Below are 18294 nucleotides of genomic sequence, written 5' to 3' on the forward strand. Positions count from 1 at the left end.
TAAAGCCGCACGTTCGTTTTTCCTCCCCCGGCTAAAGCACGGGGGTTTCCAAACGTATCGGAGGTTATCATCATGAAGTCAAAATGCTAAGCAAAATCGCGATCGCAACCGGGCGGTTAATGGGGATTGGTAGACACAAGTACAACAAACATTGCAATGCAAAGGGTTAATCCAGAGGAACTATTGGCTCAATATGCCACCGGACATCGCGAGTTTAGCGCCGTTGATGTCAGCGATGCGGATTTATTTGAAGCCAATTTGTCAGACATTACTCTCAAGTGCAGCAAGCTTACTCGCGCGTATTTACCCTACGCTAATCTCTCCCAAGCTAATTTACATTTGGCTGAGCTTCCTTTGGCGCAATTGAGCGATGCAAAACTCTATCACACGGATTTGTCTGAGGCAAACCTTGAAGGCGCAAATCTGTGTCGCGCTAACTTGCGAAATGCCAACCTCCAAGGTACCAATCTGGCAGGGGCCAATCTGCAACAAGCCGATTTATACAATGCCAATTTGCGCGCTGCTAATTTGCAGGGCGCAGACCTCACCCGCGCCAATCTGGAAAATACCAATTTAACTGAGGCAAATCTGCGCCGCTGCAATCTCTTTCGCGCTCGTCACGCGAACCTCTCCGCCGCACGACTCGATGCCACAACCATTCATCCGGATGGATACCGTCGCGATGATGAGTGAGGGAAATGGAAAATTGAGAATTTATTTAGAATTCAGAATAGAAACTCGGCATGGTAAAAACTTAGGGGGAACTCGATAGTTTTCCCCGCTATTTAGTTCGTGGAGTGCGCGGAAGAATTGAAAGGCAAAATCACGGTAAAGCGAGTGCCTACGCCAACTTCGCTTTCCACCTCAATCTGACCGCCATGCAAATCCACGCATCGTTTCACAATCGCCAATCCCAAACCCGTTCCGGGAATATTCCCGACATTTTCCGCCCGATGAAACGACTCGAACATCCGCTCTCGATACGCAGGCGGAATGCCAATCCCCTTATCTTGAATCTGGAAAATGACCACTTTTTCTGCCCCGGTTTGCGACAACCAGGAATGATGCTTTTCCGGGGGATTTTCCCAGACATCAGCTATGGATTTTGCGTTCAGCCGAAACTGAACCGCATCGCCCTCGGGAGAGTATTTTATCGCATTGGTCAGCAAATTATTCAAAATATGTCCCATCAGTTTTTCATCCATGCAGACTCCCGTATAATCCCCACAAGCTGACAATTGAATTCGATGCTTGCCCTCACCTACACTGAGCTGAATTTCTTCTACAAATTCGCGGCACCAGGCCACTAAATCTATCGGTTTTGGTTTAAATTCCAGTTTGCCTACTTCAGCTCTGCCAATGGTCAGCACATCTTCTAATAAATCTGCCATTCTGCCCACAGCATTTTTAATGCGTTCGATATGAATTTGCTTGCGCTGGGATGACCAGGAATTGCCATAGTATTCTAGCAATTCGGTAGAAGATAAAATTGTGGTGAGGGGGGTTCTGAATTCATGGGAAACCAAAGAAATAAAGCTAGAGCGCAATTGGCTGAGTTCCCGTTCTTTTTCTAATGCTTTGCGAATTTCAGTTTCGGCTTGTTTGCGTTCGGTAATGTCGCGATCGATGCCGCGATAGCCGCAAAAATTTCCTCGGATATCGAAAAATGGAACCGCACTGGTTTCTAAAATCACCAAGGAACCATTTTTGTGGAGATTTTGATTTTCCAAACAAGTTATGGGTTGCGGTGCGGTGACTAAGGAGGCGAATAGCTTTTCCAGGCGCGATCGCTCCGCTGCGGGCATCAAATCAAACGGAGTTTTGCCAAGCATTTCCTCGGGTTCGTAGCCCAACAATTCTTCAATTTGCGGCGAAAGATAGGTGTAAATGCCATTGGCATCCACTTCCCAGACTAAATCGCTTGTGGTTTCGACTAAGTTGCGAAATCGCTCTTCGCTCTCGCGCAAGGCGGCTTCGATCCGTTCTCGTTCGCCAATTTCTACACGCAACTGTTCGTTGCGTTCTTGCAGTTGGACAGTGCGTTGTTGCACGCGCTGTTCTAAAGAGTTCATCACCTGTTGCAAAGCGGTTTCGGCACGCTTGCGTTCGGCGAGTTCGGTTTGGGCGCGATCGTACAATTGGGCTTGATGAATGGCGATCGCGCAGCGATCGGCGATCGCCTTAACCAATTCTAACTCCTCCGCACTCCATTTTCTGTGGCGATCGCACTGATGCACGCTAATTCCGCCGATATAATTTTCCCCCTCCAACAAAGGCGTAATTATCAACGAACTCACCTGACACTGATGCGCCGCCGCTTGAATTTCCGCATCTGAATTCTCATCAATGCGCCCAAAAACCACCTGTTTTCCCCGGGATAACTGAGGATAGTAAATTTCATAAAAACTGCACTGCACCCCCAACAACCTTTCCCCTTCCGCTGTGGATGAGCTAACGTGAAATGCTTTCATTTTCCGGTGGGCATCGCAGCGAAAAATCAAACAGCGACTCACTCCCAATGCCTCATGCAGTTCGTTAACGGTGGTTTGCAAGATATCTTCTAAAACAAAGGTTCCTTGCATGGCTTTTACGATCCGATTGATAATCGCCTCCCGCCATGCGGAAGCGCGAAGCTGCACCATCGCCGCTTGTTTTTGCCGCCGCAGTTGAAATTCATCGAGCGATCGCTGCAATACCATCGGTAAGCGCACCAACCGGTCCTTCAATACGTAGTCAGTAACGCCACTTTTAATGCACTCGACTGCCGCTTCTTCCCCCAAAGTCCCCGACACGAGAATAAACGGAATCTCTTGTCCTGAAGCTAGCAGCATTGTGAATGCTTCCAACCCGTTAACATCCGGCAAACAATAATCGGAAAGCACTGCATCGTAACGGTTTTCTGCAAGCAATCGCTCGACCTCGATCGCGGTTTCTGCCGTATGGTACTCAAACTCTACGCCTGCCCCTTCTAATGTCAGCACGATCAGTTCCGTATCTGCCAGATCGTCTTCCACAATTAACAGGCAAAGAGGACCGGGAGGCGTCTTTTCTGCAGAATAATTGATGCCAGAGGAATCTACCATAATGTCAACCTTATCAACTCTTCTATTATTTTAGTTTGGGGTAATAATTTTTAAGGTAAAGAAAAATGTTGTGCCTTGGTTCGGTTCGCTTTGACCCCAAATTTTACCGCCATGTCGGTGAATGATGCGCTGAACGATGGCTAAACCGATGCCCGTCCCTTCAAATTCTGTTTGCGAATGCAATCGCTGGAATACGGCAAATAGCTTGTCCGCATGTTTCATCGAAAATCCCACTCCATTATCCTTGACAAACACAATATTTTCTGGTACAAACCCCACAGTCACTCGGGGGGGACGGCGATCGCGACTGAATTTCACCGCATTATCGATTAAATTCCCAAACACCTGTTGCAGTAAGGTGGCATCTCCCATCACTCGGGGGAGTTCCCCTACCTCAAATTCTACCGCTAAATTGTCCGAGTCCTGTTGCGACATCACCGTATCGATCGCCATTCCCACCACATCGCGCAATTCCACCGGACGAGTTTGCAACTCTTTGCGCCCCAACCGACAGAGGGTGAGCAACCCCTCAATTAATTGCGTCATTTTTTGGCTGCTTCCTTCAATAAACTCTAAGTAACGCGCCACTTTCTCGTCGGCGATCGCTCCTTCACTTTCTAACTGCTGTCGCAAAGCGCTGACCAATCCATTAATCTGTCTTAAAGGGGCGCGCAAATCGTGGGAAACCGAATAAGAAAAGGAGTCGAGTTCTTGATTAACTGCTTCTAATTCTGCGGTCCTTTCGCCCAGGGCTTTTTTGGTTTCTACTAATTCCGTAATATCTCTAGAAGTACCAATCAACCCATAAATTTCTCCATTTTTATCGGTTAACGGCACTTTAAAGGTGTCGAAATGATAAACGCGATCGGGCAACTCTATGGTTTCTTCTGCGTGAAACGTTTCCCCCGTGGCAAACACGCGCTGATTTTGTTGCAAAAATCTCTGAGCATGTTCAGCCGGGAAACATTCAAAAATCGTTTTTCCCTGTACCTGTTGCCGATTTTCAAAGCCAATCCCTCGGGCAAATACTTGGTTGCAAAATGGCATTCGCATCGAGTCTATTTCTACCACAAAAATATAATCGGGAAGGGCATTTAAAAAGGTTTCTAGTTCCGCAGTGCGCCGCTCCACCTCGACTTCTAATTGTTGATTCATTTCCCGGATTTTGGCTTCCATCCGCTGGCGATCGCTGATATCATGGGTAATTCCGAGAATTTGATAGATTTCTCCCCTTTCATCTAACAGCGGCACGTAGGTCACCAAAATCGTATGATTGCCGATTGTGGGTAAGGTTACCGTGAATTCACCCTGCTGCATGCGCCGCGTTTCTACCGCTTTTTTCAGCATCGGCAAATATGCATTTGTCACCGTCGGCGGGAAGATTTCTTCATCCCGGTTTCCCCGCAGTTCTTCGAGGGATAAACCACTGCGTTCGATTCCCGTTGCATTGACAAACTCTAACCGCCGTTGCGGGTCGTAAATGACGAAGGTATCGGGGATATTGTCCACCGCTAAGCGAAAGCGTTGTTCGCTGAGGCGCAGTTCCTCTTGCGATCGCAGTTGTTCGGTAATATCATTGGCTAACACCACCCGGGCGCTTTTCCCATCAAAGGCGATCGCATTAGAGGTAATTTCTACATCGATGATGGTGCCATCTTTTTTGCAGTGTCGCCAAATCCCGGAACGAAAATAGTGCATATGGCGACAATGGGCAACTTGTTGCAACAATTCTTCCCTATATTCGCAAGGACGAATATCCACAATCGTCATGGAGAGAAATTCTTCGCGCGAATAGCCGTAAGCATGAATCGCCGCATCGTTAACTGCCAAAAATGCTAAGGTTTCTACATCGTAAACCCACATGGGCAGGGGATGACTTTCAAACAGTTGACGATAGCGCTGTTCCGAGTCTCTTAATGCGGCTTCTGCTTGAAAGCGATCGCTGATATCCACCACAAAGCTAACCCCGCGATCGTCTGAATTGGCAATGAGCGCCCCGCCAATTACAATCGGCAAGCAACTCCCGTCTTTGCGGATCAATTCTTTCTCAAAGGGGTTAAAACTTCGGGTATAGAGGATTTGGGAAATACTTTCTCTATCTCGTTTGCGATACTTTCGCGGGGTTATTTTTTCCCAATCCAGTTCACCGGCGAGTAACGCTTCGCGCCCATAGCCGATCGCCTGGAGAAACGCATCGTTTGCATCGGTAATTTTCCCGTTTAACTCCCAAAACACAATCCCAATCGTGTTGGATTCCACTACACTTCTGAATCGGGCTTCACTTTCACGCAGGGCGTGATGCGCCAGTTTGCGATAGACAATCTCCCTCTTTAAGCGTTGGTTGCTTTGTCGCAGTTGGGCGGTTCTTTCTTCCACTCGCCTTTCTAATTCGGCGTTGGCATGTTGTAGGGCTTGTTCTGTCTCAATTTGGTGGTTGATATTGCGGAAAATCACTACCGCCCCATCTACCTCCCCTTGTTTTACGATCGGACTGGCGCTGACATTGAGATAAACCCCTTCATCGGTATCCCGATAGCGTAGGTAAACCTGGATTTGGCACAGGCGATCGCCCTTTAACGCCCGAACCACCGGTAATTCTGCCACGGATAACCGGGTTTTGCGATCGGTTCGATACACCTCAAATTCTTGCGTCCAATTTTCAAACGCTTGTCCCGCCGTTTCTTTGCGGTGAATTTGCAATCCCGCTTGATTCAGATACACGGCTTTTCCTTGCTTATCGATGACTGCAATTCCATCTCCAATACTATCGAGAATTTCTTGCAGGGATTGGGACACTGCCACCTGCTTTTCTAACGCTTCCCTCACCTGTTTTTGCTCGGTGATATCCCGCCCTACCGCATAATATTTCCCATTTTGAATGCGAGAAATATTCCAGGATATTGTGCGGTAAGTGCCATTTTTGTGGCGGTAGCGGTTTTCAAATTGGTAGATATCTGTTTCGTGACATCGCGCCTGCGCCCGATCGCTCGGTTCGCGATCGGCGGGATGAACGAATTCCCTCCACGGGCGCGACATTAACTCCTCCCGCCTCCATCCCAGCACTCTTTCCCATGCGGGATTGAGGTGCTGAAAATAGCCGGTGGGCGTACCGAGGCAAAATAAGTCCAAGGATAACTCAAAAAAAGCATGTAATCCCGATTCTGTTCTGGGTATTTCTGCGGAGATTTCCCCAAAGTTGGCTGAATTATTCATCGGTTGCTGTGGAACCATTTTGCTGCCTCCTGTTTAGCTGTTTTAACACTTCACGCGGGTAAATGTCTCGATCGCGCAGTCGTCGTAATAAATTTTAATATAATTTGTAGCGGCGATCGCGCCTTGTGGGGCACCTTTCCAGCAAAGGTGCCTCCTTTTTCTCCAGTTTTGGTCTCCCCGGCGTGGAAAATCCCCCCGAAGTGGATAAAATAGGGAGGATATTGCATGAGGTAGGTTCAGGTGAAAGACTATCAAACTCGCATCGATGAGGCGATCGCTACCCTCAAACAAGATTTACCCACCCTGTTTGAAAAAGATATCTCTTATGATATCTACGACCCCGACATTTTTTTTCAAGATCCGGTCAATACCTTTAAAGGCAAATTCAATTATCGAATTATTTTCTGGACCTTGCGATTTCACGGGCAGCTCTTTTTTAGCCAGTTATTTTTCGACCTGCATGATGTCACCCAAGTTGCCGAAGACCGCATTTTTGCCACTTGGACCGTGCGCGGTATTTTGCGCCTTCCCTGGCATCCTCGCTTGTTTTTTAACGGCACTTCTAATTATAAAGTCAACCAAGACGGTTTAATCTACGAACATCTCGACACTTGGGATAGAAAACCCGGGGAAATTTTAAAGCAGTTTTTCCGCCGAGGAAAACCCGAGTAAATATCAATTCCTTTGGCGATTTATCCCATTTTTCTCAGACAAGTAGCGGGCACCTAGGCTGAGGGTGAGCGCAGGGTATTGCCCTGTCCCCCTCTGGGTTTTCTCACTTAAAATGCAATTCGTTCGATTCGCTATAAAAATAGCCCGCCTAGGCGGGCAAGGTTGCATTTAGCCCGACCCTAGGTGCATCTATACAATTATCGCATCACATCAATCCTCATCGGATAGCGGAAACCACCAAGGATCTGGCACCGATTCAGTTTTAATCAAGAGGGCTTGTTTTCGCAAAAAGCGCGTCAGCCCGGTGTTTCCCATGCGCGATCCACCCATTCCAGACAGGTTAAAGGAGTTTTTCTCCCCGTCTTGGACAATTGATGTGAGTCCGGCATCGTTGATACTGATACCTCCGGCATGAATCTGACGGGCGATCGCGATCGCTTCGGCTTCGGAACCGGAAAACACCGCCGCACTTAACCCATACTCCGTATCGTTGGCTAAGGCGATCGCTTCTTCTACCCTAGAAAACGCCATCACCGGGGCGATCGGGCCGAAGGTTTCCTCTCGCATCACTTTCATCCCGTGATTCACCTGGGTCAGAACCGTGGGCCGACACCAAAACCCTCCGCCCAATTCTTCTACATGCCCGCCACACTCCACCTTTGCCCCTTGGCTTTCCGCATCTTGCAAATGTTCGGCGATAATTGTCGCTTGTCTCGGGTCGATAATCGGTCCGATTGGTCCTCCCTTCAACTCCGGATAGGCTAATTTTACTTTTTGTGCCTTCTGCGCTAATTGAGCCACAAACTCCTCAAATACCGCCTCGGAAACGTAAATGCGCTCGATAGACAGACAAGATTGCCCGCTATTGGTCATCGACGCCCACAACAACGCAGAGGTGGCGGCGTCGAGATCCGCTGAATCGGTGACGATCGCCGGATCTTTCCCGCCTAACTCCAAAAATACCGGAATAAATTCCCGGGCTGCCGATTGTGCGATTTTTCTCCCGGTGGTCACACTTCCGGTAAAGCACAGGGCATCCACCGAGGCGATAATCGCTTCTCCCGTATCCCCCGCCCCGACAACATAACTCAATACCTCCTGCAATGCCGGCACTGCAGCGATCGCCTCTCGCATCGGTTCGATAAATCGCGGGGTCATCTCGCTAGGTTTGACGATCGCCGCACAACCGGCTAACAATGCCGGAATCGCATCAATGGCGGACAAATACAAGGGAAAATTCCAAGGGGCGATAATTCCCACCAGGGGATAAGGTGCGCTGGCGCTGCGACGCTGAATGGCGGAAATTGCCGTGGGTTGCGCTTCCGGTTCTGACAGCAATTGCGGCCCTAACTCACACCAGCGATCGATGCAGGCGATCGTGGCGTTGAATTCGACTTCCGACATCTGCCATCTGCCGGTATCCGTGGCTAATACCCGCACCAATTCCTCCCGTCTGCGTTCCAGTTCTGCCCGCCACTGTTGCAACACGGCGATCCGTTGCTCTACCCCGCCCGCTTGCCACTCTCTTTGCCCCGATCGCAGGCGATCGCATTCCCTCCCTACCCACTCCGGCGTCGGTGGCGCGATCGTATAGTCCAGTTTCCCCGTTCGCGGATTGCGAACTTTAATCTTTATATTTGTCATTGGTCATTTGTCATTTGTCATTTGTGGTTGGTCATTTGTCAATTATCAATTGTTATTTGTGGTTGGTCAATTGACAATTGTCATTCTTATTCTGCCGCCCCGGCTGCTTTGAGCGATCGCACCACGGGTTTGTAGCGGTTAAATTCGGCGAGGGTGAGTGCTGTATAACCGCCTCGGTTTTTCAGGTTGAGGTCGGCCCCGGCGGCGATTAGGCGTTCCAAGGTTGCCAGATAGCCGCGATGGGCGGCCCACATCAAGGCGGTTGCCCCTGCGTTATCTTGCAGGTTGACATCGGCACCGGCATGGAGGAGGGCTTCGACGATTTCGAGGCGATCGCGATCGGCAGCTTTCATCAGGGCGGTTTTGCCCTCCGCCGTCTGCTGATTCGGATCCGCACCGGCATCGAGCAACACCTGTAGGGTCTCGAGATAACCGAGTTCGGCGGCGACAGAGAGGGGCGTTTGTTCGAAATTCTTCACATTTACATCCGCACCTTTCGCCAGCAGGGCCTTGACAATTTCCAGGCGATCGTGTAGGGTAGCAACCAACAACGGCGTATCCCCCAGGCGGTTGCGGTGTTGGACATCTGCGCCTCCCTCGATCAAGACCTGCACCACGTCGGCGTAGCCTTCCACCACGGCTAAATTGAGGGCGGTTTCGTAGTCGCGATCGCACGCATCAATTTTTGCCCCCGCATCCAGTAAGGTTTTCACCGTGATGATGTGACCGTCGGCGGCGGCGGCCATCAGGGGAGTAAAGCCGGCCTCATTTTTCTCGTTCGCATCTGCCCCCGCTTCCAGCAACGCCTCCACCACGCGCGGATCCCCGCGTTCGGCAACCAGCAGCAGCGCCCCATCGCCATCGAGGGTGCGGGCATTGGGGTCTGCGCCTGCCCGTAACAAGACGCGCACCGCCGCCAGATCGGCGCGATCGGCAGCTTCTAGCAAGGCGCTATTGCAGTCGCTTTGTTGGCAATTCGCTCCGTTGTCGAGCAGCAGTTCTAGCACTTCGGCATTATTCGGATGATGCAGTGCCAACTCGAACAAAAAGTGAATCCCGCCGCCAGCTTCGGGATCCGCACCGGCATCGAGCAAGCATTGCGCCGCCGATACGTGATTTTCCACCACCGCCACCTTTAAAGCGGTATCCTCATCTTTGTCTTGTAAGTTAGGATCCGCACCGGCCTCGAGGAGCATTTCCAAAATCTGGCTGTTGCCTTTCAAGGCGGCGGCCATCAATGCCGTGCTACCATCATCGTTGGTAGCATTCACCTCCGCGCCCCATTCGAGCAATACTCGCACCGCATCCCGTTGATGATTGGCGGCGGCTAACATCAACGCCGTGACGCCATACTTCTGGCGCGGGAGATTGACATCAGCACCGGCGGCGAGCAACAGGCGGACAATTTCGGTATAGCCTTTAATCGCGGCAAACATTAATGCGGTGGTGCCGTCGCGATCGCGCGCGTTGAGATCGGCACCCTTGGCAATTAAAGCGGAAACCTGCTGGATATTGCCAATTCGCGCCGCCTGAAGGAATAGAATGTCCTGCTTTTCAGGCATTACCCGAGCCTCAATTCATGTGGGGATATTTTAGCGTAGCGCAAATCCCCGGCAGAATCAATGGGGGCGACAAAAAGGGCGATCGCTTGCTGAGGGATTTTTCGGCATCTGTGATGGTTGTCAACCCCTCAGGTGCCGCGATCGTGATAAGTTTTATGAAGAGCCATTGACATTGAGGAGAACGCGATGACCATCGAACTACCCGCACCGATACAAACGGTGCTTCCTTTTTTCCATCCCGTATTAATGTGGGCGGTGTTTGCCATTGCCCTGTATGCGCTTTACCTCGGGATCAAAGTCAAGCGCACCCGTCAAGCGGAAGGTGCCGATCGCAAAGAACTGATTAAAGGCAGATATAATGTCAAGCACTATCAAGTCGGTTCCTTGCTGCTCGCTTTGATGGTGATGGGCACCATTGGCGGCATGGCTGTCACCTATATCAGCAATGGTAAGCTGTTTGTCGGTCCTCACCTGCTCGTCGGCTTAGGCATGACGGGACTGGTGGCAGTGTCGGCGGCTTTGTCTCCTTTGATGCAGCAAGGCCAAATGTGGGCGCGCTATACCCATATTGGCCTCAATCTTGTGTTGCTGGGGCTTTTTAGCTGGCAAGCCCTGACTGGGGTGCAAATCGTGCAAAAGATTATTAGCAATATGTAATAGTTGGCAATCCGGAGCGATCGCCCGCACAGCAAGCCCTACTTGAGAGTTGCTGCGGGGGGTGAAGCACTCTCTTGCCCGATTATTCCTCATCATCGGCGATCGCTTCTCCGGTGCCATTCGGTCCGGCGCATTGATGGCAAACCTCTTGTTTGCGCGTTTTCGACCATTTTTTCTCGAATAATTTCAGGCGATCGCTTCCCTGACTGGAATGGAAATCTTGCTGCACCTTGTACGTCAAGCGGCGAGACACCTGTTTGACGATTTGCGCTAAGAGGCGATCGCCTGTTTTTTGAATCAACGAATTGGGCAGTGCCCGAATGAATTTGGGAAACCAAACTCCCACTTTCAAGTCCAACCGCCACTCTACCCGCGTCATTACCGACGGTTGACCTTCACTTTCGCTCGCCCCTATATCCGAATAATTTGCCGGCTTTTCTATCAACTCCTGTTCGGCTTTAAAATCCACTTCATAGCCCGGTGGGGTATAATCTGGCACCGGGATCGTCTCGATTAGATAAAGCCCATCCTGCTGCGGTAACAGATTCAACCCGATTTTTGGCTCCACCTCGTAACCCAGGGCACCAAATCGTCCGATGGTCAGCGCATAGCCATTTTCCCCAATCGGATCCGCCTTCATCGGCGCGGCGCAGCGGCGAAACCATCCTTGGTGCGCGTCGAAATATTCCGCCACGGTTTGCGCGTCTGCATACATTTCCATGCAGCCGACAAAATGGGTCTGAAACCACGTCGGCTCTTTCCCTAGCTCTGTAGATGCCTCTGAATTTTTAGTGTCGATCTCGTTTGGCATTGAATTGATAAGTTCTGATTGCATAACCCATTGTCCTGCTTGTTGGTTTTCCCTGGGGGACTCGTTCTCGCCAAAACGTTTTTTTTAGCTTACCTTTCTAGATTGGCAGTGAAATCCGTAATTTTGCCGGAATTTTTCAATTTTTTTACCTTTGACCCTGGTTTTGGCCGAACCAAGCTCCAGTTACAATGCCATGATAAATAAAGCGCCTGGGGCTTGTCTGTGTTTGATTTATCCATCAAGAAGCGATCGCGATCCTAGTCAAGCTCTCTACACTAGAGTATGGGTCAACTGGAAACCTTCGCGAATTGCATAAAAGCAATCATTAACCTGTAATATTTAACTGTCGATTGAGGAAACTAAGCAACCGACCATGAAAGTATTTGTAGCCGGATCCACCGGCCAAACCGGGCGTCGAATCGTACAGCAGTTAGTCCAGCGCCAGATTCCCGTGCGCGCGTTGGTACGGAATTTAGAGAAAGGCAAAGAACTGCTTCCCCCAGAAGTGGAATTAGTCGTCGGCGATGTGTTAAATCCCGCCCAACTGCCCGAAATGATTGGGGATAGCACTGCGATCGTCTGCGCCACCGGTGCCGCCAACTTATGGGATCCCACAGCACCCTACCGCGTGGACTACGAAGGCACCAAACATCTGGTGGATGCCGCTAAGGCAAAGGGAATCGAGCATTTTGTCTTGGTTTCCTCCTTATGCGTGTCGCAGTTATTCCATCCTCTCAACTTATTTTGGTTGATTTTAGTGTGGAAAAAACAAGCGGAAAATTATCTCGCCGAAAGTGGTTTAACTTACACCATCGTGCGCCCCGGCGGTTTGCGAAATGACGACAACGAATTTCCGATTGTCATGGAATCTGCAGATAGTTTATTTGATGGCAGCATTCCGCGCACCAAAGTGGCGCAAGTCTGCGTAGAAGCGCTGTTTCAGCCAGAAGCGCGCAATAAAATCGCTGAAATCATCGCCCAACCCGAGGCCCGGGCGAAATCCTTCGACCAACTGTTTGCCAGTGTGGGATAAGCCAGCGATCGCCCGATTCCATAACATCTAAATTGCATAATACCGGGAACCAAACCCATCGGGTTTGCCTCCGGATCTAAATTGCCTCATGCAACCGTAGGGTGGGCCTCGCCCACCACATCTAAATTGCACATTCACCCGTTAAAAAACAAACCTAACAATTATTTTGCTGGCCTAAGTTTCCGGAAACAGAGCCTCGCGACTTGGCGTTCCCCCCAGGCGGGAACGAGTCAATAAAACAACCGGAATCATCCCTTGTTTGTCAATTAGGGGAACATTAAATTGGGCAATAAAAGCCCAGAAAAAACGCAACGATATTGGTAGACGAATTGTGAAACTTAACCGACAGAAAAATCAATGGAAACGATGGGCGGTGGGGATAGTGGGTGCGATCGCCCTTTTAACCACCTTCAAAGCCTGTAGCGGACATCAAACCGCCCTGCTTCCCTCCACCCGAGGCGAATTTCCGCCCTTAGTGATGCGGGGCGGCGACCCCTACATTCGCGCACTGATGCGAACCATTTCCGCCAGCGAATCCAACGTCGAGCGACCCTATGCGGTGATTTATGGCGGCGAATACATGAGCGATTTAGACAGCCATCCCGATAAATGCGTCCGCATCGTCAGCGGACCAAACGTCAACAACTGCTCCACCGCCGCCGGACGCTATCAATTTATTACCACAACCTGGGAAGAAATGGCGCAACGCTATCATCCCAACCCCTCCGGATTTTTATTTTGGAAATCCTATAGTTTCCAGCCCCAATATCAAGATGAAGTGGTCTACGCTTGGCTGAGTGACGAACAGGTTTGGGGTGCGGACATTTCCGAACTCTTGCGTCAGGGAAAAATCGAGAAAGTTTTATCCATGCTCTCGGGAACCTGGACCAGTTTGGGCTATGGAATTGAAGACAACTCCATGACCCCCTATTTGCCCCAGATTTATCAAGAAATGCTCGAAGCCGAACTGAAAAAAGCGCGGTAAAATCCCCGAATTAATCACCGATTTTCCTCGTTCTCCGGTTTGCGGGAGCGAGGAAAAGTATGCAAATTAAGTGACAAACAGCGCCAGCGGCTACCGGAGAAAAACCGATCCCGGCATTTGCGGTGACAATGTGCGACCCACCCCCGCGCCAGTACCCCGGAAACTCATTCCCCAAAGAATGAATCTGAACAAATAGGATATGGGGTGGGTAATGCCTAGCTTATCCCGCCATCATCGGTTTTAACCAACCGGAATACACCAGTGTGATTCCCCCGATACCCAACTGGGGATTCAAATGCCCTGACGGAGAAAAGAACCTCATATTTCCCGTGGTTTTTCACCCAAAACCATCATCAAGATCGCGAGAGGACAATCTCATCCATGAAACGATATCGGCATATTACCAGAGCAATATTCGGCGCGATATTATTTCTCAGCGTGAATCTCATGCTGACCTTTGCGCCGGCCTATTCCACCTTACCACCGAGGGGAACCGACAACCCCGCCTCCGTGCAGAATCTTCCCCTGATTCCCAGAGTCCAACAGCTCATCGAACTGGCACTGGATCCTACAAGTGCCGCATTTCAACAACTCGCACAAGCCGATCGCCTGTATTTGCAGGGACAAACCGCCGAAGCGGAACGAATCTACCGACAAGTCAAAGCCGACTTTCCCCAACATCGCAGCACACAAGAACTTCCCGAACCGATAACCGACCCCAACCAACTGAGTGGGGCGGCGCGGGTGTACTGGCGCGAAGCCCAGGCGGGGATGGAACAAAACCTAGAAACCCGGATTTTCGTTCCCCTAGAAAAATTAGTTGAAGACTATCCGCAATTTATTCCCGGGCATGTTTTGCTGGCGCAAGCCTTGGAGAACTACGATCGCGCCGAAGAAGCCCTCCCCATATTAGAGCGCGCCACCACCCTGTATCCGGACCAACCAGAACTGATCGGCGCGCAAGTCGAGGCCCTCGCCAGCGCCGAAAAATGGCTAGAAGCCTCATTAGCAGCGCGTCAATTTGCGGTACTGTATCCAGAGCATCCCCAAGCGGAGGAATTAAACGCGATCGCCGACGAAACCTTAGATCGCTATCGGTCCGGAATCAAGCGCAAACTCATCGGACAAACCATTCTCACCGGGGCGCTATCGATCGGCGATTACGTCCTCACCGGAAATGCCGGCGGTGCGGTTCCCGCCTTGCAAATTACCATGATGCTGCTGCAAGGGGAATCTAAATTTGGCGATATGTTTGCGAACGCCTACCGCCAGCAACTCCCGATGGTGGAAGATGAAATGGTAGTCAACTACGTGAACGAAGTGGGGCAGAAAATGGCCCGCTTGATGGGGCGAGATGAATTCGAGTACGAATTTTTTGTGATTGAAGACGAGAATCTGAATGCATTTGCCCTTCCGGGGGGGAAAATCTTTGTCAACACCGGGGCGCTGCTGAATATTAACTCCGAAGCCGAATTAGCCGGGTTATTGGGACATGAAGTCGCCCATGCGGTATTGTCCCACGGGTACCAGCGCGTGGTGCAAGGTACCTTGCTGTCTAATTTAGACCGGGTGGTTCCGATGGGGGATTTAGTAGCGGCGCTCATCGGGGCGGCGTATAGTCGGAAAAACGAGCGTCAAGCGGATATTTTGGGGTCGCGGGCGTTGGCGAATAGCAACTATGCGGCGGATGGTTTACGCAACTTGATGGTGACATTTACCGAGTTGGAAGAAGGAAGATCCCGTCCCCCGGCTTGGTTGTCCACTCACCCCGCCTCTTCCGATCGCGTGGAGTATTTGGAAGAGTTGATTCAGCAAAATGGTTACAATCGCTATGCCTATGAAGGGGTGGAAAGTCACGCCGCGATTCAAGCGCGGGTGAAGGACATTACTGAGGAAAGCTAGCGAAAAGGGGGGGGAGATGAAAAAAAGGGAAGCCGTGGTGGCTTCCCTTTTTTTAGATACTTTTGAAGGCGACACCCGGATTCGAACCGGGGGTGGAGGTTTTGCAGACCTCTGCCTTACCACTTGGCGATGTCGCCTTGCCTACGAAATCTAATTGTAACAGAAGTTGACCGAGGGAGGCAAGATTTGGGAAAATTTTTTTTGAGAGGGGGTGGGGAAACGCCCCGCATCGCTTAGGGGTGGGGTTCTCGGACATGCGCCTACCGATGTGGGCGCGGGTGAATGGCTTGTTTTGTCGGCCCGATTCCGCATTCCTCTCCTTTGCACCCTAGCTAATTTTGACCCATGATTCAAGCGACTCCCTTACGTTTAGCCCAGTTGACCGACCTTCATCTATTTGCGGATCCAGCGCGATCGCTGTTTGGGGTGCCCACTGCGGCGAGTTTGCAACTCAGCGTCGCCAAATTGCGACAGCACTATTATCCGCAAGATTTACTGCTGCTGACGGGGGACCTGTCGCAAGATGAAACCGCCGAATCTTATCGTCAGTTGCGACAGTTGCTCGATCCGTTGCAGATTCCTACCTATTGGCTTCCGGGCAATCACGATAATTTCTCGGCGATGGGGGAGATATTATCGCAACCGCCGTTTTCTGCAGACCAAGCGTTTCAGGTGGGGAATTGGTCGTTTGTGTCGGTGGATTCTACGGTGGCGGGAGAGACTTATGGGGAACTGTCGCCGACTCGGTTGGAGTGGTTGGATTGGCAATTGCATTTAACCGGCGATCGCCCCACGGTGGTGTCGTTGCATCATCCGCCGTTTGAAGTGAATTCTTTGTGGATCGATCGGATTGGGTTAAGGAATCCGAAGCGGTTTTTTGATATTCTCGATCGCCATCGGAACGTGCGCTTTGTGCTATCCGGGCACGTGCATCAAAATTTTTGCCACCAACAGGGTCGCTTGCGCTGTTTCGCCACTCCTTCTACCTGCGTGCAGTTTAAACCCAGAAGTGCGGAATTTGCGATCGACGCCAAGGCGCTACCGGGCTTTCGGTTGTTTAATCTGTATCCGAATGGGTCTTGGGAGACGAAAGTGGAACGGGTGAAAGGTACGGTTAAACCGGATCTGCCAAAATGAGCAGGGCTTGGCGCAGGGCGTTTTGCTGGCGGGGTGTGAGCCAGGGATAGTGTTGCGGATAAATCGGCGATCGCGGGCGCAATTGCCAGCCGGCAGGGTGTAAAATCTCCTGCAGTTGGGCGATTTGCGGGTGAGGATAGTCGGGGTTGACTTCATCGCGCGGCCCGATTCCGCCTAAATCCCGCGCCCCGGCTGCTATACAAGCGAGCAATAGGTCCGGTTGGGTGACTAAGTTGGGGGGAATTTGGATGGTAATGCTGGGGGGTAAGATATCTCGGGCGATCGCGATGATGGCGGGTAATTCTTGCAGGTCAAATCCCGGCGCATCCCCGGTTTGCCGAGTTCCGGGGGAGTAGGGTTGCACGATCGCTTCTTGGATGTGACCCCAGCGCTGATGAAGGCGGGCGATCGCTTCTAATGTCTCGCAAATCTCCTCTCGGGTTTCTCCCAATCCCAATAAAATTCCCGTGGTAAACGGGATTTCTAGTTCTCCCGCCCATTCTAACTGTCGCAATCGCACTACAGGCTGTTTGGAAGGGGCGTGGCGGTGAACTGTCTGCAGCAATTTGGGGGAGAGTTGTTCTAACATTAAGCCCATCGAGAGATTGACCGATTTGAGCTTTGCCATTTCCGCAAAGTATAACGGTCCGGCATTGGTATGGGGCAAAAATCCCTTCGATAAGGCTAAGTCGCATAGCTTATAGATGCGATCGAACCACCCTTTTCGCGCCACACTCTGGGGATGCACCTCCCCACTGAGAATCAATATTTCTACCACTCCGCGATCGACCAGAGAGTCCAATATTTCCGCCGCCCGCTCTAATCCCAATCCCCCCTTGCTTCCCAGTTCCTGACGGAAATTACAGTAACTACAGCGGTTAAAGCACTCGTAAGTCGGCACCATCGTATAAGCCGGACTGTAGGTCACTCTACCCCGATTTCCCGCTTCCATCTGCCCTACCCTCGATTTTTCCTGGCCCATCATTCGCTTCCCCTCCCCGGTCAATACTTCATCCTAAATCTGCACCTCTTTCAAGGTTAATCCCACGGATTTTCACTCCTCCACTCTATCATCTTTTGCCAATGGTTGCAACTGCCAAATTCCTGCCTCATTCCGTCGATAAACTTCCCCTTCATTTCCGCTGGCGCAACCAAAGGAATTCGTAAGATGGGCAATGCCTAAATTACCACTCACCCTCAAAGCAGCAGGCTAGGCATTGCCCACCCTACAACTCAATCCTATTGCTAATTCCATCATCCCTATGGTAACTTATAAAATAAACCCCTAACTCAATCATGGAATTCCAGCATAAAAGCCCACAGATTTATGGTAGAAAAATTTTCCCCTAAAACTCACAGACAGCCAATAATTTAACAAGCAACAGAATCGCTCATTCCCCAGGAGAAAAAATGCAATTACAACTCAAACAAATCATCGTCCCCCCGGGTCAACAACTGCTGATGACCGATGTTACTTGGCAAATGTACGAACAAATTTTAGAAGAATTTGGCGAAAAACGAGGTGCGCGGATTAATTACAGCCAGGGAGTCCTAGAAATCATGGTACCTTTACCCGAACATGAAGATGATAAAGT

General features: G+C 50.7%; 13 protein-coding genes, 1 tRNA gene and 1 pseudogene. 8 read left to right on the forward strand and 7 right to left on the reverse strand.

Going from position 1 to position 18294, the window contains the following annotated elements; translation table 11 throughout:
* The first annotated feature begins 156 nt into the window (after positions 1-156).
* Complete coding sequence (locus LKK83_RS15945; protein WP_324632211.1) at positions 157-693, forward strand: pentapeptide repeat-containing protein; 537 nt, start codon at positions 157-159, stop codon at positions 691-693.
* A gap of 92 nt (positions 694-785) precedes the next feature.
* Here the strand turns inward: LKK83_RS15945 and LKK83_RS15950 are convergent, their stop codons facing one another.
* On the reverse strand, positions 786-3083 hold the full coding sequence (locus LKK83_RS15950; RefSeq protein ID WP_324632212.1) for an ATP-binding protein: 2298 nt from the start codon (positions 3081-3083) through the stop codon (positions 786-788).
* Positions 3084-3113: 30 nt separating this feature from the next.
* Positions 3114-6314, reverse strand: a complete 3201-nt coding sequence (locus LKK83_RS15955) for a PAS domain-containing sensor histidine kinase (protein ID WP_324632213.1) — start codon at positions 6312-6314, stop codon at positions 3114-3116.
* A gap of 222 nt (positions 6315-6536) precedes the next feature.
* Between LKK83_RS15955 and LKK83_RS15960 the strand changes: the two genes are divergently transcribed.
* On the forward strand, positions 6537-6968 hold the full coding sequence (locus tag LKK83_RS15960; protein WP_324632214.1) for a DUF2358 domain-containing protein: 432 nt from the start codon (positions 6537-6539) through the stop codon (positions 6966-6968).
* Positions 6969-7178: 210 nt separating this feature from the next.
* Here the strand turns inward: LKK83_RS15960 and LKK83_RS15965 are convergent, their stop codons facing one another.
* Together LKK83_RS15965 and LKK83_RS15970 are read right to left on the reverse strand one after the other, a co-directional pair.
* Positions 7179-8612, reverse strand: a complete 1434-nt coding sequence (locus LKK83_RS15965) for an aldehyde dehydrogenase family protein (RefSeq protein ID WP_324632216.1) — start codon at positions 8610-8612, stop codon at positions 7179-7181.
* Positions 8613-8698: 86 nt separating this feature from the next.
* Positions 8699-10174, reverse strand: coding sequence for an ankyrin repeat domain-containing protein (locus LKK83_RS15970; protein WP_324632217.1), 1476 nt, complete (start codon positions 10172-10174; stop codon positions 8699-8701).
* Between the two features lie 186 nt (positions 10175-10360).
* Here LKK83_RS15970 and LKK83_RS15975 point away from each other — a divergent pair, with 186 nt between their 5' ends.
* On the forward strand, positions 10361-10831 hold the full coding sequence (locus LKK83_RS15975; RefSeq protein WP_324632218.1) for a DUF4079 domain-containing protein: 471 nt from the start codon (positions 10361-10363) through the stop codon (positions 10829-10831).
* 82 nt (positions 10832-10913) lie between these two features.
* Here the strand turns inward: LKK83_RS15975 and LKK83_RS15980 are convergent, their stop codons facing one another.
* The gene (locus LKK83_RS15980) at positions 10914-11642 is read right to left on the reverse strand and encodes a DUF1997 domain-containing protein (RefSeq protein WP_324632219.1); all 729 of its coding nucleotides are present in this window, start codon (positions 11640-11642) and stop codon (positions 10914-10916) included.
* A gap of 373 nt (positions 11643-12015) precedes the next feature.
* Here LKK83_RS15980 and LKK83_RS15985 point away from each other — a divergent pair, with 373 nt between their 5' ends.
* From LKK83_RS15985 to LKK83_RS15995, 3 genes are all read left to right on the forward strand, one after another.
* Entirely contained in the window at positions 12016-12675 is a 660-nt protein-coding gene (locus LKK83_RS15985; protein ID WP_324632220.1) for an NAD(P)H-binding protein, read from the forward strand.
* Between the two features lie 331 nt (positions 12676-13006).
* Positions 13007-13660 (forward strand): glycoside hydrolase family 24 protein, encoded by a 654-nt coding sequence (locus tag LKK83_RS15990; RefSeq protein ID WP_324632221.1) that lies wholly within the window; start codon positions 13007-13009, stop codon positions 13658-13660.
* 381 nt (positions 13661-14041) lie between these two features.
* Positions 14042-15562 (forward strand): M48 family metalloprotease, encoded by a 1521-nt coding sequence (locus tag LKK83_RS15995; protein WP_324632222.1) that lies wholly within the window; start codon positions 14042-14044, stop codon positions 15560-15562.
* Between the two features lie 66 nt (positions 15563-15628).
* On the opposite strand, the gene LKK83_RS16000 is transcribed toward LKK83_RS15995, so the two are convergent.
* Positions 15629-15699 (reverse strand) — tRNA-Cys (locus LKK83_RS16000).
* A 208-nt stretch (positions 15700-15907) separates the two neighbouring features.
* On the opposite strand from LKK83_RS16000, the gene cpdA reads away from it, so the two are divergent.
* A complete protein-coding gene (cpdA, locus tag LKK83_RS16005; RefSeq protein ID WP_324632223.1) occupies positions 15908-16699 on the forward strand; it encodes a 3',5'-cyclic-AMP phosphodiesterase in 792 nt (263 codons plus the stop codon).
* Here the strand turns inward: cpdA and cofG are convergent.
* Positions 16677-17684, reverse strand: coding sequence for a 7,8-didemethyl-8-hydroxy-5-deazariboflavin synthase subunit CofG (gene cofG / locus LKK83_RS16010; RefSeq protein ID WP_324632224.1), 1008 nt, complete (start codon positions 17682-17684; stop codon positions 16677-16679). The two genes, cpdA and cofG, sit on opposite strands and share 23 nt — an antisense overlap.
* A 425-nt stretch (positions 17685-18109) precedes the next feature.
* Between cofG and LKK83_RS16015 the strand changes: the two are divergent.
* Positions 18110-18294 (forward strand): annotated as a pseudogene (locus tag LKK83_RS16015) (Uma2 family endonuclease); the annotation flags it as partial.

The organism is Phormidium sp. CCY1219, assembly GCF_035615515.1.
In the GTDB taxonomy this organism is placed as follows: domain Bacteria; phylum Cyanobacteriota; class Cyanobacteriia; order Cyanobacteriales; family Laspinemataceae; genus CCY1219.

Bases quoted from the DNA above. Each gene is read 5' to 3' on its own strand.
- LKK83_RS15995 (WP_324632222.1), top strand. From the start codon at position 14,042: ATGAAACGATATCGGCATATTACCAGAGCAATATTCGGCGCGATATTA.
- LKK83_RS15965 (WP_324632216.1), bottom strand. From the start codon at position 8,612: ATGACAAATATAAAGATTAAAGTTCGCAATCCGCGAACGGGGAAACTG.
- LKK83_RS15970 (WP_324632217.1), bottom strand. From the start codon at position 10,174: ATGCCTGAAAAGCAGGACATTCTATTCCTTCAGGCGGCGCGAATTGGC.
- LKK83_RS15975 (WP_324632218.1), top strand. From the start codon at position 10,361: ATGACCATCGAACTACCCGCACCGATACAAACGGTGCTTCCTTTTTTC.
- LKK83_RS15955 (WP_324632213.1), bottom strand. From the start codon at position 6,314: ATGGTTCCACAGCAACCGATGAATAATTCAGCCAACTTTGGGGAAATC.
- LKK83_RS15950 (WP_324632212.1), bottom strand. From the start codon at position 3,083: ATGGTAGATTCCTCTGGCATCAATTATTCTGCAGAAAAGACGCCTCCC.
- LKK83_RS15945 (WP_324632211.1), top strand. From the start codon at position 157: ATGCAAAGGGTTAATCCAGAGGAACTATTGGCTCAATATGCCACCGGA.
- LKK83_RS15980 (WP_324632219.1), bottom strand. From the start codon at position 11,642: ATGCCAAACGAGATCGACACTAAAAATTCAGAGGCATCTACAGAGCTA.
- LKK83_RS15985 (WP_324632220.1), top strand. From the start codon at position 12,016: ATGAAAGTATTTGTAGCCGGATCCACCGGCCAAACCGGGCGTCGAATC.
- cofG (WP_324632224.1), bottom strand. From the start codon at position 17,684: ATGATGGGCCAGGAAAAATCGAGGGTAGGGCAGATGGAAGCGGGAAAT.
- cpdA (WP_324632223.1), top strand. From the start codon at position 15,908: ATGATTCAAGCGACTCCCTTACGTTTAGCCCAGTTGACCGACCTTCAT.